Origin of the sequence: Pseudomonas sp., from assembly GCF_028293835.1 — a bacterium.
In the GTDB taxonomy this organism is placed as follows: Bacteria; Pseudomonadota; Gammaproteobacteria; order Pseudomonadales; family Pseudomonadaceae; genus Aquipseudomonas.
The window spans coordinates 1-12,911 of sequence record NZ_JAQGNX010000112.1; the positions used below are offsets into that span (position 1 = coordinate 1).

The following is a 12,911-nucleotide window of genomic DNA, read 5'->3' on the forward strand; positions in this document are numbered from 1 at the left end:
CCAACGGCATCGCCCTGGGGTTTATTTCCTGGACCGCGATCAAGTTGCTGTCCGGCAAAGCGCGGGAACTGAACCCGGCGCTGGTGATACTTTCAATTCTGTTTGTGATCAAGTTGGGCTGGTTTAACGCATGAGTGTTCCATTCGACCCCGCGAGCTATAGCCAACAGCTCGCAGACAAAGCTACGCGCTTGCGTGAATTACTGGCGCCGTTCGATGCGCCAGAGCCCCAATTGTTCGAATCGCCGCAGGCGCATTACCGCCTGCGTGCCGAGTTTCGTTTGTGGCGCGAAGACAATCAGCGCTTCTATGCGATGTTTGCGCCGGGGAATAACCACACGCCGATCCTGATCGACGACTTCCCCATCGCCAGCCAGCGCATCAACGACTTGATGCCGCTGCTGCGGGCGCGTTGGGAAGCCAGCGCGACGCTGAATTTCAAACTGTTTCAGGTGGATTTTCTAACCACACTGGCAGGCGATGCGATCATTACCCTGTGCTATCATCGTCCGCTGAACGATGTCTGGCAGGTGGCGGCGGAAAAACTCTCGGCGGAACTCAACGTCAGCGTGATAGGCCGCTCGAAAGGCAAACGCATCGTGATCGGCCGCGATTACGCTGTGGAGAAGCTGCAGGTCGCTGGCCGCACCTTCACCTATCAACAACCGGAAGGGTCCTTCACTCAGCCCAACGGCGCGGTGAATCAGAAGATGCTCAACTGGGCATACGACGCCCTCGGGCAGCGCGATGATGACCTGCTGGAGTTGTATTGCGGCAACGGCAATTTCACCCTGCCGTTGGCCACCCGGGTACGTAATGTGTTGGCAACCGAGATTAGCAAAACCTCTGTCGCCGCTGCATTGAACAACCTGGACGACAATGGCGTCAGCAACGTAAAACTGGTGCGGTTGTCTGCAGAGGAACTGACCGAAGCCTTGAACGATGTGCGCCCTTTCCGGCGCTTGGCGGGCATCGACCTTAAAAGCTACGAATTCGGAAGCATTTTCGTTGACCCCCCGCGCGCCGGCATGGACCCTGACACCTGCGAACTGGCTCGGCGCTTCGAACGCATTTTGTATATCTCATGCAACCCGGAAACCCTCGCCGCCAACATCACGCAACTGCACGATAGCCATCGCATCGAGCGCTGCGCGCTGTTTGATCAATTTCCCTACACGCCGCATATGGAATCTGGCGTGCTGTTGGTCCGCAGAACTTAATCGCTGATCGCACCTCTATCTATTCGCGCCAAGACGCTTGTGCTTGTTTCACCCTCTCCTTGCCAGACGACCGGTCTGGCGAGCCGCGTGTACAGCAACGACACTCCTTGCAGGATAAAAAAGAGGGTTCCCCCCATGCTATGGAAGAAAGGCAGACGCAGCGATAACGTCGAGGAGGCTCCCGACGGCGGCGGCGGGGGTGGCGGAATGCGCTTGGGCGGCGGCAAGGGACTAGGATTGGTGGGCATCGTTGTCGTGGTCGCTTTCGGCTTGTTGACCGGACAAGACCCAATGCAAATCCTGGGTGAGATAACCAACCAAATGGGCCAGTCCACCGCCGTCGCGCCGCAACAGCGACAGACGCCAGCGGCCAATGACCCGCAAGTGGATTTCGTCAGGGCTATCCTCGGTGATACCGAAGACACCTGGCAGGCGATTTTCAAACAGGCAGGTCGCCAATACAAAGACCCTTCACTGGTATTGTTTCGTGGCCGCGTGAGTTCTGCGTGTGGACTCGCTTCGTCTGCCAGCGGGCCGTTTTATTGTCCAGAGGATCAAAAGGTCTATCTGGACCTGGATTTCTTCCGCGAGATGTCCCAACGCTTCAAAGCATCAGGCGATTTCGCCCAGGCTTACGTTATTGCGCACGAAGTTGGACATCATGTGCAGACATTGCTAGGTATTTCAGCGAAGATTCAAGCCGCCCGCCAACGTGGTGAACGTATGGAGGGCGACAATGGTTTGCTGGTGCGTCAGGAACTGCAAGCGGACTGTCTTGCGGGGGTCTGGGCTTATAACGCACAAAAGCGTTTGAATTGGTTGGAGCCGGGTGATATTGAAGATGCGCTGAATGCGGCCAACGCCATTGGCGATGACCGATTGCAGCAACAAGGTCAGGGTCGTGTAGTACCCGATTCCTTCACCCATGGCACCTCGGCACAGCGCGTGCGCTGGTTCAAGACCGGTTTCGCTCAAGGCCAACTTAATCAGTGCGACACCTTCTCCGCAAAGAGCCTTTAATCACATGATAAAACCGCTATTGGTCCTGTTGTTGAGCACCCTTCTGAGCCTTACGGCGAATGCAGCGGATCAGGCGGTTAAAGCCTTGAGCCCCGAAAGACTGGCCATCAACGGCAGTCTGGCGACGGTGGGGCTAAGCAAGCAATGGAAACAGGTGCAGCCCGGCACTCGTCGAGCGGTGATCATTATTCATGGTCGCTTGCGCAACGCTCAAACTTATTTGCGCAGCGCTGAGCGGGCGTCTTATCGCTCCGGGCTACGCAGTTCCACCCTGCTGATCGCCCCTCAATTTCTCGATCAAAAAGACATCGTCAGCCACCACCTGCCGGACACGATTCTGCGCTGGCACAAGAATGACTGGATGGATGGCAGTGCAGCCACAGGTCCGGTGCCAGTAAGTTCGTTCACGGTTATCGATGAAATTTTGGCGAAGCTGAGCGACCGCAAACTGTTCCCGAACCTGCAAGAAGTCGTGATTGCCGGGCATTCGGGCGGCGCTCAAGTGGTGCAGCGTTACGTGCTGGTCGGTAAAGGCGGTCCCGAGCTGGAAAAAGCCGGTATCAAGGTGCGTTATGTCATCGCCAATCCGTCGTCCTACGCGTACTTCAGCGCACAACGACCTGAAGTGGTCAGCGCAGCCACCTGCCCAGGGTTCGATACCTGGAAGTACGGCATGAACAAACTGCCAACCTATGCCGGAAAACAAACCACCGAGCAGCTTGAAGCGACCTATATTGGCCGTGACGTCACGTACCTGCTGGGACAGTTGGACATCGATATCAATCACCCGGCATTGGATAAAACCTGCGCCGGTGAGGCTCAAGGGGCAAATCGCCTGGTTCGCGGACACAACTTTTTCAATTACCTGCAGCAGCGTCATCCTGAAGGCCTGAAGCAACAGCTGGTCGAAGTGCCCGGCGTGGGCCATGACGGCGACTTGATGTTCACTTCGCCTGAAGGTCAGGCTGCGTTGTTCCCGAAGCTCTGACCTCGGTAAAGCCAAGGTGTTGGCCGAGTGCCTGACGCTGCACCGCCTCGCCAACCAGTTGGCTCCCACAGGTGCTGTGCTTAACCCGTCAGCATCCCGCGCAGTGCGAAGCAATCCACCGCGTACCAATCGGTCAGTTCTGGCCACGGGTTTTCCGGCAGGTTGACCAATACGGTGTGGGTCCCGGCAGCGCGGCCGCAGTCGAGGTCGAAGCGGTAATCGCCAACCATGACCATGTTAGCCGGCTCGACATTCCAGCGTTGCGCCAGTTTCAGCAGCCCGCCTGGATCAGGTTTGGGCGGCGCCTCGTCTCGGCCAAGTACATCGTCAACGGCGAAACACTCCGCCAGACCGATGGCTTCAAGGGTCACATGGGCCAATTCCCGCGCATTGCGGGTAAGAATGCCAAGTCGATAACCCCGCGCTGCCAACTCTCGCACAAGCTCTACCGCGCCGGGTGCAGGTTGTGAGGCCAGGGCCAACTCGCGTTCATGCTCTAGCAGCCAGGCATGTTTGGCTGCGGATACAGCAGTTGGCAACGCGGCCAGGTGGCTGAGGATGTCCTCTTGCAAGGGAATGTCCAGCGCGCGCTTGATCGCTGGAAAATCGTGTACGGCAAGGGTCAGGGTGCCGTCCATGTCGAACACCCAATGCCGGACCTGCTGCAAACTCACGCCCAGTCCTCCCGGTGGCGAATCAAGCCTTCCTGGCAGACCGACGCCACCAGTTGCCCGGCGCGGTTGTACACGCTACCACGGCTGAAACCGCGGGAATTACCGGCCCAAGGGCTGTCCATTGCGTACAACAACCAGTCGTCCGCGCGCAGGTCGCCATGGAACCACAACGAATGGTCGAGGCTGGCGATCTGCATGTCTTTCTGAAACACCGACTTGCCGTGGGGTTGCAGGGCCGTAGTGAGCAGATTGAAATCCGAGGCGTAGGCCATCAGGTATTTATGCAGCGCCGCCACGTCGGGCAAGCTGCCGTCGGCGCGGAACCAGACGTACTTCACCGCTTCCGTAGGCGTCGGGTCGTAGGGATCGATTGCTGTCACCGGTCGAAACTCGATCGGCTTGGGACACAATATTTTTTCGCGCAATTGTTCGGGTATAAGGCCCGCTTGTTGCTGGGCCAGCTCCAGTTCCGAAGGCAGGTTTTCCGGGCCGACCACTTGGGGCATTTGCGTTTGATGCTCGAAACCTTTCTCGTCGTATTGGAACGAAGCGCTGCAGGTAAAGATGGGTTGGCCCTTCTGAATGGCCGTGACGCGACGGGTGCTGAAGCTACCACCGTCGCGGACCCGGTCCACTTGATACACCACCGGCAACGTTGCGTCGCCGGGGCGCAAGAAGTAACCGTGCAGCGAATGCACGTGGCGTTCATCTTCCACCGTCTGACTTGCAGCAGAGAGCGACTGTCCAAGGACTTGACCACCGAATAACTGGCGGAACCCAAGGTCTTGGCTGCGCCCACGAAACAGGTTTTCCTCAATCGGTTCCAGGGCCAGTAGCGCAACCAGATCATCCAACACTTGGCTCATTCGCAAATTCCTCACACAAAACAATGCTGCGCCTTCAGGCGGCGACCGATTTTATCCAGACGTAAATGATACAGATTTTGTCAGCGCGAGCCTTGTTCATCCTTGCAGGGTTTGCAGCCACTGTTGTCGCGAGATTCGGTACAGTACGTGAGGTTTCAGAGGATCGCCGTTAGGCAGGTTGGGGTGATCGAAGTCGTCCGCCGGATCACGCTGCATGCCAATGGCTTGCATGACCTTCTGCGAAGGCAAGTTGATTTTGGCGGTAAACGAGACGATCTCGTCTAGACCAAGACGCTCAAAACCGCAGCCAAGAGCGGTCCATGCCGCTTCACTGGCGTAACCAAGGCCCCAATGCTCCCGCGCCAGACGCCAGCCAATCTCGACCGCAGGCGTGAAATGCGCCTCAAAACCCACCACGCACAAGCCAGTAAAACCAATGAATGCCCCGGTGTCTTTGCGCTCAAGTGCCCACAGGCCGAACCCCAACTCAGCAAAATGCCCGCGCACCCGCCCAATCATTGCAGCGCTTTCCAGGCGGCTCATGGTATCCGGGAAGTAACGCATAACCTGCGGATCGACACACATCGCTGCAAAGGCCGGCAAATCGTCATCCCGCCAACGCCGCATCAGTAATCGCGGACTGTTGAGTTCGAAAATCGGCTCCATCATTTGCTCCCTGTCCGCCAATAACCGGCGCGCTGCCAATACCATCGTCAGCCGTTCCTTATCAGAACGCGCTGGCAAAGACATTGCAGGCAAGATGAACCTTCGACCGCTAATTGAATGCAAAATCTCCATGCCGCTCATCCACCATTGTGAAACGGGTAAAACTATCCACAGCAGCTGTGGAACCGCCTGTGGATAACCTGAGCGAAAGCCTCCCAGAGCCTTATGACAATAGGCTTGGCGGCATGTGGTTAATTTTTGACCAATAGTTTTCCACAGGATGGTCAGGACCGAGCCACTGAACACTTTGCCGCCCCTCGGGTAGAATGCCGGCTACTCCGTCGATCTGTAGCCCGCCATGACCCCCTCCCCAGCAGCTTCTCGCTTTTCAGTCGCAATCATTGGTGGCGGTCCTGCCGGGTTGATGGCGGCCGAGGTCTTGAGCCAGGCAGGAATCAAGGTCGATCTCTATGACGCCATGCCTTCGGTGGGTCGAAAATTTCTGCTGGCAGGTGTCGGCGGCATGAACATCACCCATTCAGAGCCGTACCCGGCTTTTCTTTCGCGCTATGCCGAACGTGCGCCTGTTATTGCGCCCTTGCTGCGCAGCTTCGGCGCTGACGCGTTGCGCGAGTGGATTCACCAACTGGGCATCGAGACCTTTGTCGGCAGCTCCGGTCGGGTATTTCCTACCGACATGAAGGCTGCGCCGTTATTACGCGCTTGGCTCAAGCGCTTGCGCGAAGCCGGTGTGACTGTGCATACCCGACATCGCTGGTTGGGCTGGACCGCCGGGGGCGGTGTGCGTATTGCCCACGGTGAAGAACAACTGGTGATAACCCCAGACGCGGTGTTACTGGCCTTGGGAGGCGCCAGTTGGGGTCGGCTCGGCTCGGACGGCGCTTGGCTGCCGTTGTTACAACAGCAGGGTGTGATCGTTACCCCGTTACAACCCAGCAATTGCGGGTTTGACGTAGGGGGATGGAGCGATTTGATGCGCAGTAAATTCCCCGGCGCGCCTTTGAAAAACATTGCCATCGGCCTGCAAGGACAAACGCCACGTTTGGGCGAATGCGTGCTGACCGAAACCGGCATTGAAGGCAGCCTGATTTACGCATTATCGGCGCAAATTCGAGAGCAGATTAATCAGCAGGGCTTTTCGACGGTTGAGGTGGACCTGCTACCGGGCAAAGCGCTCGATAAAATTCAGGCGGCGCTGGCAAAACCTCGCGGATCGCGCTCGATGTCCAGACACCTGCACAGCCAGTTGGGAATCGACGGGGTAAAAGCGGCGTTATTGCGCGAATTGGCGCCTGCTGAGGCTTTTGCTGATCCGCTGATGTTGGGCAAAGTACTGAAGGCTTTACCACTGACATTAATCAAAACCCGCCCCATCGATGAAGCGATCAGCACCGCTGGCGGCGTTCCGTTCGAAGCGCTCACTGAAACGTTGATGCTCACACAACTACCGGGCGTGTTCTGCGCGGGCGAGATGCTCGATTGGGAAGCGCCAACCGGCGGGTATTTACTGACCGCATGCTTCGCCAGCGGCAGGGCTGCTGGCCTGGGGATGGTCAGTTGGTTGAAGCAACTGTAGGAGGTCGCCCGTCGCGCAGCAAACACAAAACCTACAGATTTTTTTTCAGTCAATAAGTTATTCGTTGTTTGATAAGAGCCAACGTGTTGGCGAGAGGCTCGCCTGATGCGGCGTGCCAGCCGAAAGCCTCGCCAACAAATTGGCTCCTACAAGGGTTGATCGTTAACCCAACTTAAGGCTTTTTCTTACGCGGGCCGGTGTTGAACACCGGGACTTTGCGCACGGCCTTGACCGCTGGCACGTCGGCGGCTTTTTCGTTGCTGTCGACCCATTTGCCCAGGTTGCGTTTAGCGCCACCCGGTACTTTTGGTTTTTTCGGCTTTTTCGGTTTTTTCAGAATCTGGCCGCTGGCATCTGTCGCTGGCACCCGATGCTCAGGTTCGAAATCCTGCTCTTCCTGGCGATCCAGGGTCTGGCGGGTCAAGGTTTCAATGGCCGACAGCAATTCAACTTCATCAGCGCACACAAACGAAATCGCTTCCCCGGTCAAGCCAGCGCGCCCCGTACGGCCGATACGGTGGATGTAATCTTCGGCCACAATCGGCAGGTCAAAGTTGACCACCGTCGGCAAATCATCGATGTCCAGACCGCGTGCAGCAACGTCGGTGGCGACTAGAATTTTCACTTCGCTGGTCTTGAAGCGGTCCAGCGCGCGCTGACGAGTGGCCTGTGGTTTGTCGCCATGAATGCCGTCGGCATTGATGCCAAGGCCTTGCAAGCGCTCAACCAGTTGGTCAACCCCGATGCGAGTTTTGGCGAATACCAAGACCTGGCCCCAGTGCATTTTTTTTAGAAGATGAATAAACAACTCGGTCTTGCGCTTCTTGTCGACCGGCACCACCCATTGCTTGACGGAGCTGGCGGCGACGTTGCGCGGGCTGACTTCGATGGTCAGCGGATCGTCGAGCATTTGCCCGGCCAACTGCCGAATCGCATCGGAGAACGTTGCCGAGAACAGCAGCGTTTGACGGCGCTTGGGCAACGCCGCATAGATATCGCGCAGCTCCTCGGAGAAACCGAGGTCGAGCATGCGGTCGGCTTCATCGAGAACCAAAATTTGCAGTTGGTTGAATTTCAGCGCTTTCTGCCGATAGAGATCGAGCAGACGACCCGGGGTTGCCACCAGCACGTCGACGCCGCTGCGTAGCTTCATCATCTGCGGATTGATGCTGACGCCCCCATACACCGCATAGGTCTTCAGCGGCAGGTTTTCGTTGTATTGCTCAATGTTTTCGTGAACCTGCTCAGCCAATTCGCGAGTCGGCACCAATATCAATGCGCGCACTGAGTTGGCGGCCACTTTCGGGCCTTCCATTGTCAGGCGTTGCAGCAACGGCAGGGCAAAGCCTGCGGTCTTGCCGGTGCCGGTCTGGGCGGCGGCCATCAAGTCGCGGCCGGCCAGCACCGGGGGAATCGCCTGTGCCTGCACAGGCGTCGGAGTCTGGTAGCCGAGGGCCGTAACGGCACGCAACAAGGGTTCGATCAGGCCGAGAGTGGCGAATGTCATGGGAATACCGTAGGGAAAATTCAGCGCAAGGCGCGCAGTTTACCCTGTCCGCACCGATCCAGCCTGTTCCTGTTGTGGTTCCGGTTGCACGGGTTGCGGCTGCGGTCGATTCCGCCATTGAGGTAAGCCAATCAGCACTACCGCGCTGATGATCACGGCCATGGCCAAACATTCTTCAAGGCCGATGTGCTCACCGGCAAATAGAATGCCCAGCAATACCGCCACCGCCGGGTTGACATAGCAATAGCTGGTCGCTGCGGCAGGACGCACGTTTTTCAACAGGTACATGTACGCGCTGAACGCTACGATTGAGCCAAACACCACCAGGTACGCCAACGCCCCCCAGGCGGCGGCCGTCGGCATTTGCTGCAGGCTTTCGCCGCGGTAAGCACTGCCCACCAACAACAGGCCGCCCGCCACGATCATTTCTGCCGCACTGGCCATAGGACCGGTAGGCAACGGCAAGCTTTTACTCCACACCGAACCGAATGCCCATGACGCTGCGGCGAAGATGACTAACGCCGCGCCGTAAGGGCTGGATTGCAGATTGGAACCCATATTGAGCAGGGCCATGCCGATCAAACCGAGCAAGATGCCCGCCCATTCCAGACGCGTATTGCGATGTCCCCAAAACAGGCCGAACAGCAATGTGAACAACGGCACCACCGCCACCGACAGCGCCGCGACACCGGACGCTACGCCCGCGTGTTCAGCCAGGGTAATGCCGCCATTCCCACACGCTAACAGCAGAAAACCGACCATGCCCGCCGCGCGCCATTGCTTCCATGTTGGGGCCGGGGCACCGCGAAAGCGCAAGAATGCATACAGTAGGCTGCCAGCGATGGTGAAGCGAATACCCGCCAACATCAGCGGCGGCCACGATTCGACGCCGATGCGGATGACTAAATAGGTTGAACCCCAAATCACATAAAGGGCGAAAAAAGCACCGATCAGGATCAAAGGAAAGCGGCGAGAGTTAGGCATGGTGTGCTCTGGAATCCATTCTTATGGTGACTTATCTTATGAAAGCGACCGGCTAAAGATAAGCATCAAAACATGTTTATCTTAGCCATACAGTTTTCAGCACATCGCGCCCGTCTTCGCGAATGATTTCGCTCACAGGGAATTTCGCTGATGCCCAATTCACCGGTAGGAGCTGCAGAAGGCTGCGATGCGGCCATCAAAATCGCAGCCTTCGGCACCTCCTACAGAGGGGATCCTGCAGATACGCTGTGGAACCGAATCCTAAAAGCGCAAAGCCCGCGCTCAAAACCCGCGCTGGCGTTTCAGTGCATCGCTGATTTTTGCCGCTGGGACCTTCTGCAGGGTGCACAGAAACTGGTGGGAAACCCCGGAAATGCCGTGAGTCTGGCGCAGTTCGTTGGCCAGGTGCACGGTGAGGTTGGCGGCCATTTCCGCATCGGCCATGGCCCGGTGAGCTTTTCCGGTGTTGGGCAGTCTGGCGTAGGTCGTGAGCGTGCCGAGCTTATGGTTCGGTGCGCCGGGCATCAAGCGTCGCGCCAGTAGCATGGAACAGGCAAAGCTTTGCTCTCGATTGCGTTGTATGCGCGACAGCTCGTAATCCCAGAACTTCTGGTCGAAAGAGGCGTTGTGTGCCACCAACGGCGTGCTACCAACGAACTCTGCGACTTCTTGCATCACCTCAGTAGCCGGCGGCGCGCTGCGCAACATGCTGTTGCTGATGCCCGTCAGTGCTTCGATGAACGCGGGAATACGCACGCCCGCATTCATCAGGCTTTGGTAGCGCTCGACGATGCGCCCTTGCTCCATGATCACCACGGCAATTTCCGTCGCCCGGCAACTGTGGTTTGGGGAGATTCCGGTGGTTTCAAAGTCGATAACAGCAATACGTTCCAAACTGGGCCCAACCCTTTAAAAATTCGATCACTAATAAACAGCTGTTTAATTTTTCAGCAGAAAGGCGCCTTCTATTGGCACATAACGGCTGGCAGCGCGGATCAATGAGTTGGCGGTCAAGCCCGGTACGCCGTAAGCGATAGCCTCGACCCCGTGCTTGCTGATGATGCGCTCAAGCAGTAAATCGAAATCGCCATCGCCGGACGCCAGCACCACTTCGTCAACATGGGGCGCGATGTCCATGATGTCGATGGTAATGCCCACATCCCAATCGCCCTTGGCCGAGCCATCGCTGCGCTGGATATAGGGTTTGAGTTTTACCGTGAAGCCCAGATTGCGCAGAATCTGCTGGAATTGCTGCTGCTTGCTGTCGCCACGGTCAATGGCATACGCATAGGCCTCGACAATCTGCCCGCGCTGGCTGATGTCGGCCCACAAGGCGGCGTAGTTAAAATGACAGCCATGGGCCTGGCGTACCGTGTAATAGAGGTTCTGTACATCGGCGAACACAGCGATTTTTTTCACCGGATATCCTCATGGCGCAGGCGCGCGAAAGCTGGCAGCAGCGACCCAGGAATTGAATCGGCGCTCAGTATGCCAGTTTGAGGAGGGTTTTGAAGAGCGAGGGCGAGGCATTATCGGATCGGCTGCCATAACCGACGAAAGTCATGGCAGCCGAGCTATCAGGCGCAGTTAGCGGGATCAGACGTAGGAGTCGTCATCGTCGGAAAAACCGCCACTGTCGTCGCCATAGTCGTTGTCGGCAAAACCACCGCTTGGGTCGTTGTTGGCAAACGAGTCGTCGCGTTGGTTATCGTCTCGCTGGTTATCATTACCCCAGCCGTTACCACCGCCATCGTTGTTGCTGGCGTGATTCGGCTGATCTTCGATAACTTCAACAATTTCCTGGGGCTGCTGGTTGTGATGGAACATGCTGCTGATGCCTTCCGCCAGCATCACGCCACCCGCCACACCGGCCGCTGTTTTCAACGCACCACCGAGAAACCCGCTGCCGACGGGTGCAGCGGCGGCTGCTTGCGGCTGATATTGGCCTTGGGGTGGGCCGTTATAGTTGCCTTGCGGGGCATTGTTATACGGCGGCGGGCTTTGCGACGGTCCGGACTCGCGCCAGCCACCGGACGATTGCTGAGGCGATGCCGGCCGCGGCTGCGAGAACGACGGCTGCTGGGCTTGAGGGGCGGGGTCACGGGAGCTGCCGAAGATGCTCGACAGGAAACCGCCACTGCTAGGCGCTGGGGCTGACTGTGCCTGGCGCAGTTGGGCTTGAGTGTCCTGCAGCTGGGCTTGCAATTGGGTCACTTGCTCGGCGGACTGTTTGTTTTGTGCGTCAAGCTGCTTGATCGCTGCTTCTTGCACCAGAATCGTCTGCGTCATGTAGTACGGCACAGCCGGTTGTTGAGTCAGATGCTCCTTGATCCGTGCTTCAGCCTGCGTGTCACGCGGGGCTGAGTCCGCTTCGGCTTGTCTCAATTTCGAGAAAAGACCATCGATCAGGGTTTGCTCTTCGCTGTTCATGGCGACCTCGTTAGATTGCCGTTAAAAAACATCGCCTGGCCAAGATGGGACAGGCGTATCCAAAGTAATGGGGCTGAACCGCACCGTTTCAATAGATCATTCAAAATGTTACCGCCAGCATGCTGAACGTAGGCTGTTGGCCGTCCAGTAGCCATACGCTAGAGTGTCGGACTGCTTTTACCTTAAGATCTGATCGATGAATCCGCTGACCGTTCTCCATGACTCGCTGTATTTTTTCCGGCGCAACCTGACCAGCATTATTATGCTGTGCCTGCCGCTGGTGGTACTCGAGGCCCTCACTAAGCAAGCAGTCGGCAACGCGCTGGCCGCCAATGCCTCGCAGATCTATGAACTGCTGATCGGGTTGCTCTTTTATCCGTTGTATACCGGCGCGCTGATTTTGTTTCTCGATTCCCGCAGCCGCAGCGAGCAGCCCCGTAAACGCGATCTTATGGCCATGGCCCTGCGTATGTGGCCAATGTTCGCGGTGCTGTCCGCGTTAAGCACTTTGCTGATCATGTTCGGGTTGTCGATGTTCATCGTTCCCGGGATCTGGGTCATGGTCAAACTGGCCTTTTCCGAGTACTTGCTGGTGTTACGAGGTATGACACCGCTGGCCGCCATGCGAGAAAGCGTCAAGATGACGAAAGGCCACTTCCTGCGCATTCTGGTCTGCGTTTTGTGTGTTTACATTCCATTGTCGGTATTGGAAGGCGTCAGCTTATACATCCTGCCGGATCCACTGAGCATGCCGGTTTCGTTGTTGATCGACAGCCTCAGCAGTTTCTTGCAGCTGTTTACCAGCGTGGTGATTTTCCGCCTGTTTATGCTGATTACCGATCCGCCGGAAAAGAGCCTGGTGGTATAGCACCTGCGCCCTGCCCTTGCTCCTTTGCTCCTGAGCCGGCCAAGCGGTTATGCTCGGGCTCATCTTGCAACGATTCAGTTATTGAACGCTTG

General features: G+C 57.3%; 13 protein-coding genes and 1 pseudogene. 6 read left to right on the forward strand and 8 right to left on the reverse strand.

Features of this window, described 5'->3' with window-relative positions; genetic code table 11:
* The 4 genes and pseudogenes from JWR17_RS16350 to JWR17_RS16365 form a co-directional block, all read left to right on the forward strand.
* Positions 1 to 134, forward strand: a pseudogene (locus tag JWR17_RS16350) (NCS2 family permease); the annotation flags it as partial.
* Positions 131 to 1,219: a tRNA (uridine(54)-C5)-methyltransferase TrmA gene (gene trmA, locus JWR17_RS16355; RefSeq protein WP_299832978.1), complete on the forward strand. Its 1,089-nt coding sequence runs from the start codon at positions 131 to 133 to the stop codon at positions 1,217 to 1,219. The pseudogene JWR17_RS16350 and the gene trmA, both read left to right, overlap by 4 nt.
* A 135-nt stretch (positions 1,220 to 1,354) precedes the next feature.
* Positions 1,355 to 2,239 carry a neutral zinc metallopeptidase gene (locus tag JWR17_RS16360; protein WP_299832979.1) on the forward strand — a complete coding sequence of 295 codons (885 nt, stop codon included), beginning with the start codon at positions 1,355 to 1,357 and terminating at the stop codon, positions 2,237 to 2,239.
* A 4-nt stretch (positions 2,240 to 2,243) separates the two neighbouring features.
* Complete coding sequence (locus tag JWR17_RS16365) at positions 2,244 to 3,227, forward strand: alpha/beta hydrolase (protein WP_299832980.1); 984 nt, start codon at positions 2,244 to 2,246, stop codon at positions 3,225 to 3,227.
* An 80-nt stretch (positions 3,228 to 3,307) separates the two neighbouring features.
* Here the strand turns inward: JWR17_RS16365 and JWR17_RS16370 are convergent, their stop codons facing one another.
* From JWR17_RS16370 to JWR17_RS16380, 3 genes are all read right to left on the reverse strand, one after another.
* Positions 3,308 to 3,901: an HAD family hydrolase gene (locus tag JWR17_RS16370; RefSeq protein WP_299832981.1), complete on the reverse strand. Its 594-nt coding sequence runs from the start codon at positions 3,899 to 3,901 to the stop codon at positions 3,308 to 3,310.
* The gene (tesB, locus tag JWR17_RS16375; RefSeq protein WP_299832982.1) at positions 3,898 to 4,767 is read right to left on the reverse strand and encodes an acyl-CoA thioesterase II; all 870 of its coding nucleotides are present in this window, start codon (positions 4,765 to 4,767) and stop codon (positions 3,898 to 3,900) included. The genes JWR17_RS16370 and tesB overlap by 4 nt, the downstream gene beginning before the upstream one ends.
* Before the next feature lie 96 nt (positions 4,768 to 4,863).
* Complete coding sequence (locus tag JWR17_RS16380) at positions 4,864 to 5,433, reverse strand: GNAT family N-acetyltransferase (protein WP_299833007.1); 570 nt, start codon at positions 5,431 to 5,433, stop codon at positions 4,864 to 4,866.
* A 358-nt stretch (positions 5,434 to 5,791) separates the two neighbouring features.
* Here JWR17_RS16380 and JWR17_RS16385 point away from each other — a divergent pair, with 358 nt between their 5' ends.
* Positions 5,792 to 7,030, forward strand: coding sequence for a TIGR03862 family flavoprotein (locus JWR17_RS16385; protein WP_299832983.1), 1,239 nt, complete (start codon positions 5,792 to 5,794; stop codon positions 7,028 to 7,030).
* A 172-nt stretch (positions 7,031 to 7,202) separates the two neighbouring features.
* Here the strand turns inward: JWR17_RS16385 and JWR17_RS16390 are convergent, their stop codons facing one another.
* From JWR17_RS16390 to JWR17_RS16410, 5 genes are all read right to left on the reverse strand, one after another.
* Complete coding sequence (locus JWR17_RS16390; RefSeq protein WP_299832984.1) at positions 7,203 to 8,537, reverse strand: DEAD/DEAH box helicase; 1,335 nt, start codon at positions 8,535 to 8,537, stop codon at positions 7,203 to 7,205.
* A gap of 39 nt (positions 8,538 to 8,576) precedes the next feature.
* Positions 8,577 to 9,521 carry a drug/metabolite exporter YedA gene (gene yedA / locus JWR17_RS16395; RefSeq protein ID WP_299832985.1) on the reverse strand — a complete coding sequence of 315 codons (945 nt, stop codon included), beginning with the start codon at positions 9,519 to 9,521 and terminating at the stop codon, positions 8,577 to 8,579.
* A 282-nt stretch (positions 9,522 to 9,803) separates the two neighbouring features.
* Positions 9,804 to 10,415 carry a 3'-5' exonuclease gene (locus JWR17_RS16400; RefSeq protein ID WP_299832986.1) on the reverse strand — a complete coding sequence of 204 codons (612 nt, stop codon included), beginning with the start codon at positions 10,413 to 10,415 and terminating at the stop codon, positions 9,804 to 9,806.
* A 45-nt stretch (positions 10,416 to 10,460) separates the two neighbouring features.
* The gene (locus JWR17_RS16405) at positions 10,461 to 10,940 is read right to left on the reverse strand and encodes an NYN domain-containing protein (RefSeq protein ID WP_299832987.1); all 480 of its coding nucleotides are present in this window, start codon (positions 10,938 to 10,940) and stop codon (positions 10,461 to 10,463) included.
* Positions 10,941 to 11,117: 177 nt separating this feature from the next.
* Positions 11,118 to 11,951 carry a DUF2076 domain-containing protein gene (locus tag JWR17_RS16410; protein WP_299832988.1) on the reverse strand — a complete coding sequence of 278 codons (834 nt, stop codon included), beginning with the start codon at positions 11,949 to 11,951 and terminating at the stop codon, positions 11,118 to 11,120.
* A 196-nt stretch (positions 11,952 to 12,147) separates the two neighbouring features.
* Here JWR17_RS16410 and JWR17_RS16415 point away from each other — a divergent pair, with 196 nt between their 5' ends.
* Complete coding sequence (locus JWR17_RS16415) at positions 12,148 to 12,819, forward strand: YciC family protein (RefSeq protein WP_299832989.1); 672 nt, start codon at positions 12,148 to 12,150, stop codon at positions 12,817 to 12,819.
* Positions 12,820 to 12,911 lie beyond the last annotated feature (92 nt).